This is a genomic window from Desulfovibrio sp. An276 (assembly GCF_002159665.1).
Classification (GTDB): Bacteria; Desulfobacterota; Desulfovibrionia; order Desulfovibrionales; family Desulfovibrionaceae; genus Desulfovibrio; species Desulfovibrio faecigallinarum.
In genome coordinates, this window is the sequence record NZ_NFJC01000010.1 from 1 (window position 1) to 17,247 (window position 17,247).

The window sequence follows — 17,247 nt, forward strand, 5'->3', positions numbered from 1 at the left end:
CATACTGGAGGACAAGGTTCTCCAACAGCGGAATTCCCTGTGTACAATCAGCCTGATTTCCGGCTGTTATCAAAAATCTGATGGGCATTCCATGCGAATCTACAGCTACATGTATCTTGGTGTTTATACCTCCCTTGGTTCTCCCTGCATCCTCGGTTCCCCCAGGTGCACCCATGCCATGCTGGTGTACCTTGATGTGGCTGGCGTCGAGCATGACCCATTCCAGGTCTGGGCAGTCCGAGAAGTTTGAGGCCAGCTTTTCCCAAAAGCCTGCTTTTGCAAGCCTTCGGAATCTGACGAAAATACTGTTCCAGTTTCCATAATCTGGAGGGAGATCTCGCCAAGGCGCACCCGAACGCATGATCCACGCAACAGCGTTGAAAAAGCGTCTGTTGTCTCCGGCAGGGCGACCGCGCTTCCCCGTTCCATTGGGGAAGAAGGGAGCAATCTTGCACCAAAGTTCGTCAGTGATGTCATGGCGTTGATAGGCTTTGACTGTATTCATACTGTGGACCGCTCTGGTAAACTGGAGTGATACAGTATGAAATATAACCTCTTATGGCAAAGTCGAAGTCAGATTGGCTGATTTTTGATTTTGTCAACACGACCTAAGATCCTGACAAAAAATGGGGAGGCCCACCCAATCATTTCGACGGTTTTATTGCGAACTGGCAGCACAGCCGGATGCCTGTGCTGCATGACAGGGTGCTCAGCGTGCAAGACGTTCGTGGGCTGCCGCAAAATGATCGGCGGCGAGGGCACCTATGATGGATATTTCGCCGGCAAGGCAGATGGCTGCGCATATTTCCGCAAGGGCAAAGGCCGCCCCCTGCCTTGGCAGCTGCAGCATCTTGAGGCCTATCGACTGTGAGGGAAGCTTGGTTCCGCCACCAACAGAACCCACGATAATGTTGGGCAGGGTCAGAGCCGTATACAGGTTGCCGTTTTTCTCAATCTCCATGCGCAGGAGGCCTGCGCTGGACTCCGAAACGCAGGCAGCGTCCTGGCCTGTGGCAAGATAGAGGGCGGCAAGACCGTTGGCGCAGTGAGCCTGTGAGCCGACGCAGCCGCTCATGAGGCCGCCCATGGTGATCATCATCCACATCTTGTACATTTTCTCCGGATCGATATGCAGGTATTTCCGGACAAGTTCCCGGGGAAGAGAAACCTCGGCAGTCACCTTTTTGCCGCGCACAGAGGTGAAGGAAAGAAAGGTGGCCTTTTTGTCCCCTGAGAAATTGGCCTCCACAAAAACGTGGACAGGCCTCACTGGAGTATGGATTTCGATCCAGTCGAGAATGGCCTTGGTGGCCAGGGTAACCATGTTCTGGCCTGCCGCTTCGCCAGTGTAGTAGTCCATGTTCAGATAGACATGATTGCCTTCCACAGTGATGCGCATGTCCACAAGTTCGCCATGGCGTGTTCTGGTGGCTGCCTGGGTCTGAAAATTGTCGAAATTCTTTCCTGCCCACTGAACAAAGGCACGGGCATCGGCAAGGTTGCGGAAGGCAAAACCCGGCGCTCTGGTGACGGCATTGTCGCACAGCATGGCCCTGCAGCCGCCAGCTGCCGTGATCAGCCGTGAGCCACGATGGTAGGAGGCAACCAGGGCGGCTTCGGTCGTTGCCAGGGGCACATAGTACTCTCCCCTGGCGAAAAGCCCCTCTATGCGCAGCGGTCCGGCTACGCCCACGGGCAACTTGAGGGTTCCCACGCAGTTTTCGATGTTCTTGGCGTATGCGCTGATGGAGGCACGCGTCTCCTCGTCCGCAAGGCATGCCTCGTCCTGCTCGTCCAGGGATGTGTGTCGTCTCAAAACTTCCCAGTTTCGGGTCAGGGCTCTGTCATCCAGGGGCAAAATGTGCCGCAGGGGCCGCGGGGAGCATACTGGCTCTTCACGTTCGTCTGGCGCACTGGCAAGTCCGTCCAGAAGACTTTCCAGACGCAGGTATCTGTTGAGCGGAATGGGCATGAGGTTCCTCCATTGGGATGGGCAGGCAGAATGTTCCTGTATTTGTGGTTGTGGTATTTTTTTGTGAAACAATGGCTGTTACAAATGCCCCGACCATTGCTTCATCCGACAGGGATACACGCAAAGAAGACTCAGAGATCCCGCAGGGCCTGCAGGACATCCGTGTGCGCAGCCTTCCATGCGGGGTGAGCTCCGGCCAGGATGCCGCACAGAATGGAGAGTACAAGCACGCTCAGGGTAATGGCTGCGCTGAAGTAGCCCGGCAGAATGCCGGAAAGGGCGATGAGTGCGCACAGTAGAAGTGCGGTAGCAACTCCGATCAGACCGCCGGCAGCAGAGAGAAAGGCTGCCTCGGCAATGAATTGCAGCAGGATCTTTTTTCTTGTGGCTCCCACAACGCGGCGCATGCCTATTTCCAGCCTGCGGGAGCGAACAAGCAGGGTCATGATGGAGAGAATGCCGAGGGTGCCTATGGCAAAGGAAAGGCCGGAGCCTATGAGACCCAGCGTGCGGATGAGCTTCAGGGCATTGGTGACCATCTCGTCTACCTGTTCGGCAAAGGCCAGGGTGCAGTCCTGCTTGCCTTCCGGCAAATGGTGACGTCGCTGGAGAATGGCCAGTATGTCCCGCTCGAGCTGTTGCAGGTTCTCGCGACTTGTGATGCCGAGCCAGGCGCCCGACACATGGTCCTGCTTCGCTATGCGCTGGCAGTAGGTGGTGACTGGCAGTATGAGAAATTCGTCCAGGCGCAGCCCGCTCGGATCCATGCCCTTTTCTTCCATCACACCGATAACGGTCAGGGTACACTTGTCCACAGTCACGGTTTTGCCAAGAGCCGTTTGCCGCGAGCCAAAGAGCCTTTGGGCCAGTGAATGCCCAAGGAGGCAGACCCTGGTCCGCGACTCGAGTTCAGCATGCGTGAAAAACCGTCCCTGCGCGGGGAAAAAATGGCGCAGCGCAGGAAAGGCCGGAGTCGTGCCGAGGAGCTGGCAGTTGCCGAGGATGGTACCGTTGGCAGCCTGGCCGCTGACAAGAACAAAGGGAGCGGCGGCGCTTATCTGGAGGAGTTCCTCTTCAAGAACGCGAATGTCCGCAACGGTCAGGGATGCGCTCTTCGGAGCCTGGGCCGTACGCCAGTCCTCGTCGTTCTCGCTGCCGAGGCTTTCCGCGAGAAGACGTTCCTCTTCAGTTGGTTCTTCGGCAGAACGGGCCGTTTCGGAAAGGCTCGTGTCCGTTTCCGTGCCATTGTCTGCAAGCATGGAGCTTTTGCGCACAAAGTCCACCGGACTGGTGGTGAGGGTAACAACATGGGACCCCAGCCTGCGGGCCTCTGTCTCGAGCATGATGTTGACCGATTCCAGGACGTGCAGGATGAGTGTGAGCAGCAGCGCGCCCAGAAAGACACCCAGTGTCGCCAGCACGGAGCGCAGGCGGTTGCGGCGCAGCATCGTGAGCAGCATGTGCAGGCTTCGGCCTGCCCGTGCCAGGTACTGGAGTCTGAAAAGCTGGCAAAGCCCTTGCGTCATTTAGGTTCCCCTGAGAGCGGAGACTGGTGCAAGTTCCGCGGCTTTTTGAGCTGGCCGCACGCCAAAGGCGCAGCCAATGGCACAGGCCATGAGGACAGCAACGCAGAAGACCGCGGGCGAGAGGCTGATGGTGAGCAGATTGAAGCTGCTCAGGATGGCTCCGAAGGCTGCGCCTATCACAAGTCCGCACACGGCTCCGAGGCAGGCGAGCAGCACGGCCTCCAGGAGAAACTGTATGAATATGGCTTTTGATGAGGCGCCAAGAGCCTTTTTGAGCCCTATTTCAACGCTGCGGTCCGTAACGGCCAGATAGAAGAGATTGGCCTGCGTAAAGCCGCCGGTGAGCATGGTTACCACTGCCACAAGTCCGAGAAAGACGACTATGCTTCCCTTGACCACGTCCACGAAGTCCATGATGTCCTGCATGGTGACCAGCAAAAAGTCGTCCGGCGCCCCTTTCTTTATGCCGTGAAGGGAGCGCAAAAGCACGCGCAATTCCTGGCTGTACTCAGCCATGAGGTTTGGAGTGCTTGTTTTCGCGAAGGTCACGCGCACCTGGGAAAGGTAGTGCCTTGAGAGATTGAAGCGGCTTATCATGGTCGTGATGGGCACGGTGATTCTGTCATCAAAGTCCATGTCGCCAGAGGAAAGACCCTGGCGGGTCAGGACACCAATGACAACCAGGGGGACCTTGTCGACAACCACAATGCGGCCCAGGGGATTTGCGCTGCCGAACAGGGCGTCCGCAGTTGCAGCGCCTATGAGGCAGACGCTGCGGCGAAGCCTGATATCCTCATTGGTGAAATCGCGCCCCACTTCTGGATACCATCCCCAGGATGGCCCGTGTTCCGCCCCGGTCCCAACCAGGGAATCGGTCGTGTGACGCCTTGCTGCGCTCTGTACCTGGACCGAGGTCTTGAGCAGCAGTGGGGAAACACGCTCTGCGCCTGGCATGAGCTCGCCTATGCGGTGGACATCGTCCCAGGTGAGTGTCATGGGCCGGCTTGCCATGGCCTGTTCCACCAGATTGCCTCCTATGATGTTGATGGAGGTGGGTCCGAATTTGGCGGCGAGCTCCTCGGCCTTGCGACTGGCTCCTTCCATGGAGGCCAGAATGACTGTCAGCGCGGCAATCCCCAGACTGATGGCGCAAACAATGAACACACTGTTGGTCCAGTAGGCTCTGATGGCCCTTTGGGCCTGCAGAAAGAGTCGGTAAAACTGGCGCAGATTCATGGGGTCCGCCTGGGTTTGTGGTACCGGTAGGGGGAAGTGTCCTTGGGGTCGCTGTCCGCAATGTCTTGCCTGGTGGCTTATTCGGGATGGATGCACCCGTCTCTCATGACAATGCGGCGCCTTGCGCAGGCCGCTGTCTCCGGGCTGTGGGTGACCATGATAATGGTTGTTCCTCTGTCGTTGACCCTGGTGAAGAGTTCCAGAATGGAGTGACTGGTCGCAGTGTCGAGCTGGCCCGTGGGCTCGTCCGCCAGAAGCAGGGCCGGGTTGCCGAGCAGTGCCCTTGCCAGCGCCACACGCTGCTGCTGGCCGCCGGAGAGCTGGTTTGGCCTGTGGTGCATGCGATCGCCAAGGCCTACCCTGACCAGCAGTTCCTCGGCCCTTGCGCGCAGCTCCCTGTCCGGGACATTCCCGTACGCTCCGGGCAACAGCACGTTGTCCAGGGCCGAGGCATAGGGGATGAGAAAAAAGCTCTGGAACACAAAGCCTATGATGGTATTGCGAAAGGCGCTGGCCGCAGTGTCGTCCAGGGTGGACACATCCTGTCCCTTGAGACGGTAGGTCCCGCTGCTTGCCTGATCGAGGAGCCCCATAATGTAGAGGAGGGTGGACTTTCCCGAACCGGAGCTGCCGGTAAGGGCCAGAAAGTCCCCGGGCCACACCTCAAGGCAGATGTCGTGCAAAACATGGGTTTCCATATCCGCCTGCACAAAGGTCTTGCCAATGTGGCGCATGTCTACGAGCGGAGTGTCCTGGCTTGTCATGAATCCCGGGCCTCCTGCGGCGCTTCTTCGAGAACCTTGAGCCATTCCTCAGGCAGGGGTGTTGGCAGATCCAGGCTTGTGGCAACCCTTTGTCCCTCCTCAAGCCCCTCGAGAACCTCGGTATGGGTGAGCCCCTCTATGCCTGTGCGCACAAGAACCGGACGGACACCGGCAGTATCCTCGACAAAGACGACTTTCCTGTTCCGAATCCATTTGAAGGCAGTGTTGGGAACGCAGAGCACGTTTTCCTTTTCCCCCACAATCACGTTGCAGCGGGCAGTCATTTCCGGACGCAGGGTCAGGGCCGTTTCGGGAGAGAGGCGGACAAGAGCCCGGTAGTAGACTATGTTGTTGCGAATTTCCGGTCCCGGATGGATAAGATCCACATGGCCCTCGAAGACGCGGTCCCTGAAGGATTCCACAGTGAACGCAACCCTTGTTCCGGGCTGTACCCTTCCAATATCGTTTTCGTCCACAAACATCTGCAGCTCGAGCCTGCTCGGATCGAGAACAGTGATGAGATAGGCCACCTGCAGGCCAGCGACAAGGGTTTCGCCCTCCTGGGCAGTGATTTCGCTCACAACGCCGTCCATGGGGCTGACAATGGTGGCATAGGAACGGCGGATGTTGGCTGTGGCGAGCTCGGCCTCGGCTTCGGCAATGGCCTCCGCAAGGTAGATGGTGCGCAGGGTAAATTCCTCTTCAAGCCGTTCCCTGGCGCTTTTTTGCTGCCTTGTGGCTGCTGCTGCCACATCTGCTTCCTGACGAACCCTTTCGGCCTCATCTTTCGAGACGGCAGCTGCCCTGTGCAGATTGTTTACCCTGCGCAGCTTTTTTTGCGCGTATGCATGTTCTGCCCTGGCCGAATCGAGAAGGGCCTGTGTCTCGCGGATCTGCAAGGGGTATGTTTTTTGTGCCATGTCAAGTTCGGCCCTGAGCTTGCGTATGGTCGCGTTGAGACGCACGCACTCTGCTTCCTGCTCCCGGTTGTCGAGCTCGGCTATGACCTGTCCCTTCTTCACAGAGTCTCCAAGGCGCACGTGCAATCTGTCTATGACGCCGGTGAAACGGCTGCCGGTTTTGACTTCTGCGCCTTCCTCGGGCTTGATGATGCCCGTAACGGGAAATTCCTGACGCAGGGTGGAGATGGCGACAGTTTCCATGCTGTGCACGCGGACTGCTCCGTTTTCCTCGGACGAGGAGGAAGCAAGGAGAAGTACAAGAAGGAAGCAGGCTGCCATGCTCTTTTTGGGATGTCTGCGTATCGTGCCAGGAAGGCCGGCGAGCAGGGCGCATATGCGTTTGCGCCTGCCGGTCTGTGCCTCATCCACCTGCGCGCCTGTATTGACTTCGTGTTGAGACTCGTCTGTGTTCATGATGGACGAGGCGGCTTTTTCTGCGCAACCCTTGTTCCCGTCCGCTTCTTCCTCTTCTTCAATCGGAGTGGAGAAGAACTGTCTGCGTACCCGGGCTGCCAGGGCCAGGGCTACCAGAAAGATGCCGAGGACAAGGGCTATCCACCAGCCAACAACGCCGTAGCCGGGAAAGGATGCTCGCAGCCCAAAGGGGAGGGGCATGCCCGAGAGCACGTAGCCGAGGGGCAGGGCAAGAAGCCAGTAGATGCCGCTGGTAATGAAGAATGGCACAACAGTGTCTTCAATGCCTCGCAGGGAGCCGTTCAGGCATATCTGCACTGCATCGACAAGCTGAAAGAAGGCTGCCACAACAAGAAGCTGGCTTGCGAGGGCAATGACCGCCCTGTCATGGGAGTAGAGTTGCGCCACAGGCTCTGCCCCAAGCCACATGAGAACAGTGAGAAGGCCGCCTGCCACAAGGCCTGCGCAAACGGAGGTGAGCACAACACCACGCTCGGCGGTCCTGCTGCCGCTGCCGCGGGCGTTGCCGACCATGATGCTTGTTGCCATGGCGAGACTTGTGGGAATGGCAAAGAGGATCATCATGAAATTGTAGGCAATCTGATGGGCGGCAATGGATGTGGCCCCGGAAGTGCTGATGCACAGGGCAATGACGGAGAGCACCAGAAATTCCGAGACCATGGCTATGCCTATGGGCAGGCCGACCCCGGCAAGTCCCTTCATTTGCTTGCGAGCCGGAGCCGCAAGGGAGGCAAAGAGCCTGTGAGAGCGATAGCGGGGACTTTTCTGGACATAGAAAAGGAAGAAGACAAAGGAAAGCGCCATGCTGATGCCTGTGGCCAGGCCGCAGCCCGCGACATCCATGGCCGGCAGCCCCAGCTTGCCAAACATGAGGCAGTAATTGAGGCAAATGTTGACAAGGACAACGATGATGGCAATGACCGTTGCGGGAACAACATTCTTCTGCCCGTCGCAATAAAAGCGCACACCTATCGCCATGCTTGAAAAGGGCAGACCCCAGACAAGGTACTGCAGATACTCCCTGGCCTTGTCTGCCACATCTTCCGTGACGCCAAAGAGGGTCAGATGGGGTGCCAGAAGATACAAAAGAGCGCTGGCCGCCACGCCGAGCAAAAGGGCCAGCCACAGTCCCTGTCGGGCGGATGCAACAATGTCTCCATGCCTTTCTGCTCCAAAATGCTGGGAGACAACTATCATTACGCTGTACAGGACACCGGTGATGAACATCTGGACAGGAACCCAGACAGCTGCACCTACGGCAACGCCAGCCTGAAAGACAGTGCCGAGCATGCCGGACATGACAGTATCGGCCATTCCGGAGGCGAGATAGGCATACTGCGAGACAAGTATGGGTCCTGCAAGCAGGAGCATAGAACCGAGATGGCGGCGGAGAGCCTGGGATAATTGCATGGATGACTCCGGGACGTTCGGGAAGCTGAACAGACTGCGTGCGCGACCGGAAAAAACGGAAAAAGGGGTTCTCCTTGTCAGCCTCCTTGTTCGATCTGTACAGGATTTGTATCTATGTGCTGAGGGCTACTCAGGCCTTCCTTGTGATTGCGTATGCATTCGCCTGGCGTAAATCCGAATTGCCTGCGAAAGGCGGCAATAAAATGGCTTACGTTGGTATAGCCTACTTTCCAGGCACATTCGCTCACGTTTGCATCTCCCTGTAGAAAGCAGTTATAGGCGTAATAAAGCCTGTAGTACTGGATATATCCTGAAATTGTCATGCCGTATATCTGTTTGAATCCCTTTTTCAGCTTGAAGCTGTTTATATAGAATTTCTTGCATAATTCTTCAATGGGAGGGGGATTTGCTATACTGTTTTCTATATATTTTTTTACTTTTTCAAGAACAGATATATCCCTCTTTTCCAGTCTGATAAGGTGGCCGTGCTCAAGATATTTGTAGAGGCGGTCAATTGCGAGAGCCAGAAATTCCAGGGCAACGCCACTCAGGAAAAGAGGCTGGGTACTTGGAGAGGCGGATGGGGAGAGAAGCTGATTTGCGGCAACCATGAGTCCGGTGGAAGCAGTGATCGAGCGCAGGACATAGCCTTCCTGCTCATCAATATTGAGAAATTTGTAGATGGAAGAAGCGTATTTGGGCATGCATTTCCGGATTACGGATCGCCTGACCATGACATTCACAAGCGTATTGATATCCGGCTGAAAGGTGACAGTACCCTTGCAGCCGGGGAAATAGCCAACAATAAGCTGCCTTGGGGTCTGAAGCAGAACCTGGGTACGCTCATGCAGACATATGCTGCCTGATCCGGCAAGGCGGAGCGAAAAGCACACGGGCATGTCCTGCTCCGCAAACTTGAGCTGGCTTTTTTGGGCAAGAACGCAGTTGCGGATGATTTCAACGCTGATGCCCTGAAAGAGCTCGTATGCGTGGAGCCTTGCTGCCTCGTCACCCGCGCCCGCAGTTGGCACATCCGTTTCCCTGGCAGCCAACCTGTAGTATGGGGAAGACCACGAGACGGAGAGTGGTTCACAGGCTGACACCAGGTCCAGATGAGAAGTAGTATAAAAAATTTCTGAAGAAACTGTGTTTTTGCACTCAATAATATGGTTCATGTTTCAACTTCTATAACATTAATTTTCTGTCAAAATACAGCAAATAATATGTGTGCGGACTTTTTAATTTGAAAAATAAGTATTTTACATATTTATAAATATTGTAGTTCTGAGAACAAGTATCTGCCAATTTCCTTAAAAGAGTACTAAACAACTCATAAAATTTTGTATACAAAACAGGCAAGTATATCAACAAGAAAAGATAATTTTGCAGATTTTTTTTATAACATATTTGATAATATGATAAAAATTGTTGTAACATGGAAAAATGCAATTTATATTAAAATTTTGTTATCTTTAAATATATGAAAAATATCATGGTACAAATATGTAACATAATTTTTTCAATATTTGAAACTTATGGGAAACTGTATTCATTTTATGAATTTGTTGTGATACAGAATCAGGAAAGCTCTGTGGTTATATGTCGCAACAGGACAGATGGATCGGAGGAGAAAAAGACATGCTCTCCTTCACAGCGGACAAACTTGCAGGATCTTGTGCTGTATTTTGCCCATTTCCGGGCCGTTTCTTCCGGAATAATCGTGTCCCTGCTTCCGTGCATAACCAGAATGGGCGCAGCAAGCGCAGGTCTCGGCCCCTCGTAGACAAGTTCCTCGTCCAGCGCGAAATCCGCGCGCAGGCTCGGCAAAAAGAGCGCAAGCAGGTCGGGGATATTGAGCACTGTTTCCGGAGTCAGCCTGAAGCGGCGAAGCGCATCAACAAATTCTTCCTGTGGCAGGGACGAGATACGGAAAGGGGGAGGGCAATGAGGCGCCCTGCTGCCGGAAACGGCCAAAAGTCTTGGAATCAGTCCCTGCCCTTGCAGGGCCAGCGCCACCTCGAAGGCAAGACTTGCGCCGAAGCAGTGTCCGTACAGGACAAAGTCACGCTGCGCGTAGGGAGCGATCAGGGAAGAAAGCACTTCTACCAGCTCCTGCAGACTGGTTACCGGAGGCTCTGCCAGGCGCTTTTCGCGTCCGGGCAGGGCTATGGGGCAGACCTGGAACGGGGCAGCAAGGAGGCGCTGCCAGTCCCTGAACAGGGACACGCCTCCTCCGGCATGGGAAAGGCAGAATAGGGGCAGGGCTCCTTCCCTGGGAGGGCTTGGAAGCCATCTGGAAATCCGATCCTCGTTCATGAAAAACCTCGTTTTGCCAGGCGGGCGTTCAGATGCGGCAGTCTTTTTGAATGAGTTGGCGCAGGCGGCGCAGGAGCTGGTCGCGGCTTTCATTGATGTAGAAGTGGCCGCCATCAAAAAAATCAATGGAGCAGGGTGAATCCGTGACATCCTGCCACTGTGCCAGAAGCTCCAGGGGGGAGTCCTCGTCCTCGCGACCGCAAAAGACATGGAGTGGCAGATGCAGGCAGGGTGTGCGCAATGCCCTGTGCGTTTCAAGCAGGCGGAAGTCCGCGCGCACTATGGGAAGCATCATGTCGAGCAGTTCCCTCTGCTGCAGTACCTCTTCCGGGGTGCCGCCAAGACGACGCATCTCGTCTATCAGCGCCTCGTCAGGCATGTTGTGCAGATCTTTTCTCCTGTTGGGCAGATGGGGCGGGTAACGCCCAGAAACAATGAGCCCCTGGGGAAGAGCAGCTCCCTGTTCCTGCAGCACGCGGGAGGTTTCCAGGGCAAGGACGCTGCCGAGGCTGTGGCCAAAAATGTAATAGGGGGACATTGTATACGGGAGTATGGCGCAGGCTGCTTCCCTTGCCGCCTGCATCAGGGTGGGTGCAAAGGGCTCGTCCATGCGCGATCCCCTGCCAGGCAACTCTGTCGGGCAGATGAGGCAGACGTCCGCAAGGCCTGTCTGCCACTGTCTGTAGAGCTCGCTTGTGCCTCCGGCATAGGAGAAGCAGAAAAGCCTGGGAAGAGGGCAGGAGCCCGCAGGATCCTGACGCGGCATGTTGGGAAGCCAGGTGGAGGCGGCCTTTTCCGAAAAACTGTCTTGGCTTGAGTTGGGCACGGCTTGTATGCTCCCGTATGGTTTGCGCCGGGCAGGCAGAAAGGGCGCCTCCCTCGCGAAGAGGTCGTCCTTTCTGCGCCCGGCAGTGTGTGACGTATCAGGAAGACTGCATTCTCAAAACACGCGACTAGGTCAGGTGTTCCTCGTCAAGCAGGGCAAGGGCGCTGACCTCGTCAAGAGTTTGCTCCGGATGACTGGCCAAAGCCTTGAGCGCTTCGCGCAGGCGTTCGGTAAAGGCCTGTATTTTTTCCTCGGTGAAGAAATCTCTGCTGTAGATGATGGCAACGCGCAGGGATGCGCCCGGAAAAACCATCATGGACAGAGGAAAGCTCAGATTCGAGTTCATGTAGGCAGCATTCAGGCTGAAGGCCGCAGACTCCTTTTCCCCCTCTCCCGTAGCGTGGTTTTCAAAGATGAGGTACGAATTGAAGGGAATCTTGCCCGGTTCACGGCCCATCTGTATCCATTGCTGAATGGGCGTGTACTGATGTTCCATGCTTTCCAGCTGCAGGGAACGCAGCTCTTTGAGCCACAAGCAGACCTTCTTGTCTCCAGGGCAGTGCAGATTGTAGGGAACACCGTCTATGAGTACGCCGAAGACCTGATCGATATGCTCAAGCTCCACGGGCCGCGAGGCGGCAACAGTGAGCATGAGAGCGCGTCTTTCCGGGGAAAGGCGGGACATGATGAGTGCCCAGGCAGCCTGATAGAGGACATTCAGGGTGACACCCATGGCTTTTGCGGCCTCTTCCAGCTCGGCTGTTTCTTCGGCCGTGAAGACCAGATGGTGTATTTGATCGGCTTCCACGGGTCCGGGGTGTTCCTGCGTGTTCATGAAGGGCAGGCGGGGAGTGACGGCGTCGTGGAGACGCTCCTGCCACCAGGCTATGTCCTCGGAGTTGTCCCTTCTGCGGTACCACGTGACATAGTCGTGCATGGAGGGGAAGGGGGTAATGTCCGGTTCTTCCCCCTTTGCCAGGCTGGCGTAAATGTGGGCAAAGAGGTTGAATGATGCGCCAAGGGACCAGCCGTCAAAGACAAGATGGCTCAGGGTCAGCGTCATGACAAAGAGCCTGTCCTCCATCTGCGTCAGGGCGAGCCGCATGAGTGGGGGGACGAGGAAATCAAAGGGCTTTTGGGAATCCTCCATGAGCCAGGCAAAGACGGCTGCGGTACGAGCTTCTTCGGAAAGAGAACGCAAGTCCTGAAAGAAGAAGGGGAGCCGGGCATGGTCGTGCACAGCCTGAAAGGACTGGCTTGTCCCCTCGCAGTGGAAGGATGTGCGCAAGGATGGATGGCGTGCCACGACGATTTCCCAGGATTGTTGCACCAGCTCGGGTCTGATTTCGCCTGACAGGTAGTAGGTATACTGCTGCTGGAAGGCCAGACCGCTCGGCGTCAGCCTGGAAATGTCCAGGATGAAGTTTTGCACCGGCGTCAGGGGAAAGATCTCTTCAATCTTGTAGGAAAGGGACTGGGATGCTGTCATTTCCGGGCTCCGCAAAGTTGGCTGAGGATGGTGTCAAGGTCTGCCTGGGTCAGTTCAGAGTCGGGGAATTCCGCAACGAGGTAGCGTTGTGCCACAGGGCTTGTCATGCCAAGTTCTGCAATGCGCGCGGCGCTGGCAGGGAAGGCCTTGTGAAGCGCCATGGCAATGTCGCGGGCCCCCGGGGCAAAGCGCACGCTCAGGTGCAGGCAGTCTGCGCAAAGCCCAACCTGGCAGCTTGCAGGGCTGTCGCTTTTCCTGTCCCCGGGGCTGACAATTCCGGACACAAGGCTGTCTGTCGCGCTGTCACCCCAAAAGGCGAAGGCAAGGCCTGGCTGTTCCTGCCCGGAACCGGAGATCCAGGGAGAGGAGCCCTGCTGCAGGAAGGAGCGTGTGTGCTGCTTGACATGGGGAATGACCGCAGCCGCGTCTTCCTCTTCGCAAAGGGGCAACGCGTGGTAGAGGGCCAGGGACCCCACAGTGCCTGCACAACTGCCCGAGGGCATCCTCAGATGACGTCCGTCGCTTTGGCAGAAGAGCCGTTTGCCTGTCGGATTCTCCCTTGTCTCGCTTTTGCCGAGGGCGAGGCTGACTGCAGCAAGAACCATTTCTTCGAGAGTGGCGCGGCAGGCAATTGCTGCAGCCCCGAGCCTTTCCGTCTCTTCCTTGGTAAGCATGCAGTCGAGCGTTGCAAGATCCTGTTCCGTGCAAAGGACCTCTTCCTCAGGCAGGGACGTGTCGGCGTGTTCACCCTGGTCTTGCCGTGCAAGATCCTCCAGCCAGAGCTTCCAGGAAGAGTCTTCCCCTTCCGGAAGAGCACCGTTACGCAGAAATGCCGTGATATCCCTGTCAAGGATTTCCATGGATTTTTGGTCCGCAAGGGCTGTGTGAACAAGCAGGACAAGCAGGGGAGGACTCGAATTTTTGCCTGCGCAAAAGCCCAGAGACCAGGCCTTCAGGCGCTCGGTCTGCAATCGCTTGGCGAGCCTCAGGCATTCCTGCTCAAGGATGGTACGCTCCGGCTGCCCGTCAACAAGGGGAATGTCTTCCATGCTTTCCACATTGTTCTGGCTCCAGTCGCTCTCGCTCACTGCCGCGAGGCGCAGGGACGTGCCGCTCCAGGCCATGCGCAGGGCATCGTGACGCCTTGCGAGAGCACTGGCAAGGCGTCCTGCACCAGCGAGATCCAGGTCCTGAGGGCAGGCAAAGACGCTGTAGCGGGCAAGTCCGTCCAGCCCCTTGCCAAGACGCCGAACAAGGTAATGCGGAACTGGAACAGGTCCGGGCCTGACTGCTCTTTCCGCAGTGCCCAGGCGGGAGCGTTTGGCCAGATTTCTGATGGTTCCTGCCTCAAAGACGTCCTTGGAGGTAAAGGTCAGCCCCATGCCGGCAGCCTGCCGGACCATCTGCATGACCTGAATGGAATTGCCCCCAAGTTCCACAAAATCATCGCAAACGCCAATGTGATCCACAAAGAGCAATTCTTCCCAGAGGGAGACTAGCAGGCGTTCCACGTCGCCTTTTGGGGCTTCATAGGTTGTGCGGCAGGAGCGGGTGTACTTTTCCATTCCCTTGTCCGTTCCGGACCTCTCGTGGTTATCCGCGAGCAGGGAGCCCCCGCCTCCGGCGACCTGGACGGCCTGAACGGCGCCGGGTGCGATCCAGTACCTTTTGGGGGTGAAGGCAGTCTCCGGCAGGGGGCAGCGATAGGGCACAAAGGGAGCAAAATAGGATTCCCAATCTATGGCTGCGCCGTGCTGCCAGCATTCGGCCGCGATGTCGGCAAGACCGCGCTCTGAAGGTTTTCCCGCAGTTTTCAGGGGATCCAGGCCGGGTATGACACGCAGCTTCTCCCCTGGTTGCTGTGTTGCGAGGGAGCGCAGGACATTGCCGGGACCTGCCTCTATGCCCAGGGCTGCGCGTGTACGCAGCGTGGCAAGCCCTCTGGCAAACTGCACGGTGCTGCGCAGATGCCTGACCCAATAGTCGGCAGTGGCCATTTCGCTGCCGGCCCAGGTCCCGGTCAGATTGCTTACAAGAGGCAGCTGGGGCGGACGCAGTCCGAAGGACGAGACAAGTGTGCCAAATTCCTCCATGATGCCTTCCATGCTGGCGGAATGAAAGGCATGGGATGTCTTGAGCCAGGTGGCTCTCTGACCGTGTTCTGCCACGGCCTGTGCGCAGCGTTCCAGAGCCTGTTCGTCGCCCGTGAGAACGCAGTTGGCCGCGCTGTTGATGAGGGAGATTTCCACACCGGCAAAGGCCGCGCCAAGGACTTCGCGCACACGCGAGTGGTGCAGGGAAACGACCAGCATCCTGCCCCTGGGAGCCCTTTGCATGAGAGAGCCGCGCAGGGTGACAAGACGCATGCCGTCTTCCGGGGAAAAGACGCCCGCGAGGCAGGCAGCCGTATATTCTCCCAGGCTGTGACCTATCAGGCAGTCGGGGCGCACACCGCGTTCCATGAGTGTTGTCGCGAGCGCAAGCTCCAGGGCAAACAGCAGGGGCTGGGCAGTTCCGGTCTCGCAAAGAGCCTCGGCGGCTTGCGCGTCTCCTTCCCAGCAGGAGCGCAGCAAGGACTCTAGGTCCGGCCCGTGTGCGTTCTTGCACAGGGCACTGAGATTTTTGAAATGAATACGAAATTCCTTTTCGTTTTCAAAAAAGGAACGCGCCATGTATGGGTGCAGATTGCCCTGACCGGGGAAGAGGAAGGCCAGACCAGGCTCCCTGTCCTGCACATACTGGGGCACAATTTCCTGCTGCAGTTTTTCGGCTGCCTCGGCAAGGGAGGCTGCGACAACGCAGCCGCGAAACGGCTGTGCCTTGCGCCCCTTTGCCAGGGTGGCAGCCGCATCCGCAAGGCAAGGGGTATTTTCTTCGCCGGAGCGGTTCTGGAAAAAGTTTCGCAGGTCTGCCTGGGTCCTGGTGTATGCCTCCTCGTTGTGAGCGGAAAAAACCACTGGCATTCGCCCCTGTACCGGAATGCGTTCGGGTCTGTCCGGGGCGTTTTGCATGATGATGTGCACATTTGTGCCGCCTATGCCGAAGGCGCTGACTCCGCCAAGAACCGTGCCCTCATCAGGCAGCTTGCAGTTTGTGCTGCTGATGGTGAAGGGTGCAAGACCGCCGAAGGCCGGGTTTGGACGCACGAAGTTGGCTGTACCCGGCACAAGGCGATGGTGCAGGCAAAGGCTTGCCTTGGCAAAGCTCGCGAGCCCTGCGGCTGCGTCCAGATGTCCGATGTTACCCTTGAGCGAGCCAAGGATAATGTGCCCTTCATCTGGCCCGGAAGGGGATCCCTGACCATAGGCCTGCTTGAGCGCGGCAATCTCGATGGGATCACCCAGGGGGGTCGCAGTGCCATGCCCTTCCACAAAATCCACGTCCCCGGCATTGATGCCGGCCAGCGAGATGGCCGAGGATATGGCCAGAGCCTGGCCGCTGATGCTTGGAGCCGTGTAGCCGACCTTGTCCGAGCCGTCGTTGGTGGCAGCGCTTGCACGGACTACTGCCAGAATGTTGTCCCTGTCTCGCTGTGCATCTGCAAGGCGCTTCAAAAGCACTGCCAAAACACCGTTGCCAAAGATGGTGCCATTGGCGCCTGCGTCGTAGGGGCGGCAGCGTCCGTCCGGGGAGCGCATCCCGCCAGGCAGATAGATGTAGCCAAGGTTTTCCGGCAGCATGACCGTGCAGGCAGTTACCAGGGCGCGGTCGCAGTCTTCGGCCAAAAGGGACTGGCAGGCTACATGCACGCTGAGCAGCGATGAGGAGCAGGAGGATTGCACGGCCATGGCCGGTCCGTGAAAATTGCACTTGTAGGCTATGCGCGTGGCAAGGTAATCCTTGTCGCAGCCAATGACAGCTTCCGTTACGTCCAGGGCACCGGACAAAATGTGGTAATACAGGTACCCAGTGAGATAACCGCTCATGTCCGAACTGGCAAAGACGCCGGTCCGCACACCCTTGCTGTCCTCCGGCACGTAGCCAGCGTTCTCAAAGGCCCTCCAGGCGTATTCCAGGACAAGCCTGTGCTGGGGATCCATGATGCTGGCGTCCCTTGGGGAAAAACCGAAGAAGTCGGCGTCAAAGAGATCGAAATCCCTGAGAGAGCTGCGCATGGACACGTAGTCGGGTTCGTGACGCAACCGGGAGTGAAGTCCTGCTGCCAGAATTTCCTCGGGTATGGGCTCCATGCTTTGCCGACCAGCCACAAGATTCTCCCAGAATTCCTGGACTGTGTCCGCTCCGGGCAATCGGGCGGCCATGCCTATGACAGCAATGCAGTTATCGTCATACGGATAGGTCTTGCTCACG

The 17,247-nt window shown here is 57.0% G+C and carries 11 protein-coding genes; all 11 read right to left on the reverse strand.

The features are described from left to right. A partial coding sequence (locus B5F76_RS05930; protein ID WP_144268400.1) for an IS5 family transposase occupies nt 1–505 on the reverse strand: 505 nt, incomplete at its 3' end. 204 nt (nt 506–709) lie between these two features. Beyond that, nucleotides 710–1,972, reverse strand: coding sequence for a hydroxymethylglutaryl-CoA reductase (locus B5F76_RS05935; RefSeq protein WP_087352299.1), 1,263 nt, complete (start codon nt 1,970–1,972; stop codon nt 710–712). 131 nt (nt 1,973–2,103) lie between these two features. Beyond that, the gene (locus B5F76_RS05940) at nt 2,104–3,498 is read right to left on the reverse strand and encodes an ABC transporter permease (RefSeq protein WP_087352300.1); all 1,395 of its coding nucleotides are present in this window, start codon (nt 3,496–3,498) and stop codon (nt 2,104–2,106) included. Continuing rightward, nucleotides 3,499–4,734, reverse strand: coding sequence for an ABC transporter permease (locus tag B5F76_RS05945; RefSeq protein ID WP_087352302.1), 1,236 nt, complete (start codon nt 4,732–4,734; stop codon nt 3,499–3,501). A gap of 77 nt (nt 4,735–4,811) precedes the next feature. After that, complete coding sequence (locus B5F76_RS05950; protein WP_204218338.1) at nt 4,812–5,498, reverse strand: ABC transporter ATP-binding protein; 687 nt, start codon at nt 5,496–5,498, stop codon at nt 4,812–4,814. Beyond that, the gene (locus tag B5F76_RS05955) at nt 5,495–8,386 is read right to left on the reverse strand and encodes an MATE family efflux transporter (protein ID WP_275074542.1); all 2,892 of its coding nucleotides are present in this window, start codon (nt 8,384–8,386) and stop codon (nt 5,495–5,497) included. Before B5F76_RS05955 ends, B5F76_RS05950 begins: the two co-directional genes overlap by 4 nt. Beyond that, nucleotides 8,383–9,336, reverse strand: a complete 954-nt coding sequence (locus B5F76_RS05960; RefSeq protein WP_162608709.1) for a helix-turn-helix transcriptional regulator — start codon at nt 9,334–9,336, stop codon at nt 8,383–8,385. Before B5F76_RS05960 ends, B5F76_RS05955 begins: the two co-directional genes overlap by 4 nt. A gap of 547 nt (nt 9,337–9,883) precedes the next feature. Beyond that, on the reverse strand, nt 9,884–10,621 hold the full coding sequence (locus B5F76_RS05965) for a thioesterase II family protein (RefSeq protein ID WP_162608710.1): 738 nt from the start codon (nt 10,619–10,621) through the stop codon (nt 9,884–9,886). 28 nt (nt 10,622–10,649) lie between these two features. Continuing rightward, nucleotides 10,650–11,447, reverse strand: a complete 798-nt coding sequence (locus B5F76_RS05970; RefSeq protein WP_087352311.1) for a thioesterase II family protein — start codon at nt 11,445–11,447, stop codon at nt 10,650–10,652. A 127-nt stretch (nt 11,448–11,574) separates the two neighbouring features. Continuing rightward, nucleotides 11,575–12,936 carry a condensation domain-containing protein gene (locus tag B5F76_RS05975; RefSeq protein WP_087352313.1) on the reverse strand — a complete coding sequence of 454 codons (1,362 nt, stop codon included), beginning with the start codon at nt 12,934–12,936 and terminating at the stop codon, nt 11,575–11,577. Further along, nucleotides 12,933–17,246 (reverse strand): type I polyketide synthase, encoded by a 4,314-nt coding sequence (locus tag B5F76_RS05980; protein WP_087352315.1) that lies wholly within the window; start codon nt 17,244–17,246, stop codon nt 12,933–12,935. Before B5F76_RS05980 ends, B5F76_RS05975 begins: the two co-directional genes overlap by 4 nt. Nucleotide 17,247 lies beyond the last annotated feature (1 nt).

Bases quoted from the DNA above. Each gene is read 5' to 3' on its own strand.
- B5F76_RS05935 (WP_087352299.1), bottom strand. From the start codon at position 1,972: ATGCCCATTCCGCTCAACAGATACCTGCGTCTGGAAAGTCTTCTGGAC.
- B5F76_RS05940 (WP_087352300.1), bottom strand. From the start codon at position 3,498: ATGACGCAAGGGCTTTGCCAGCTTTTCAGACTCCAGTACCTGGCACGG.
- B5F76_RS05945 (WP_087352302.1), bottom strand. From the start codon at position 4,734: ATGAATCTGCGCCAGTTTTACCGACTCTTTCTGCAGGCCCAAAGGGCC.
- B5F76_RS05950 (WP_204218338.1), bottom strand. From the start codon at position 5,498: ATGACAAGCCAGGACACTCCGCTCGTAGACATGCGCCACATTGGCAAG.
- B5F76_RS05965 (WP_162608710.1), bottom strand. From the start codon at position 10,621: ATGAACGAGGATCGGATTTCCAGATGGCTTCCAAGCCCTCCCAGGGAA.
- B5F76_RS05975 (WP_087352313.1), bottom strand. From the start codon at position 12,936: ATGACAGCATCCCAGTCCCTTTCCTACAAGATTGAAGAGATCTTTCCC.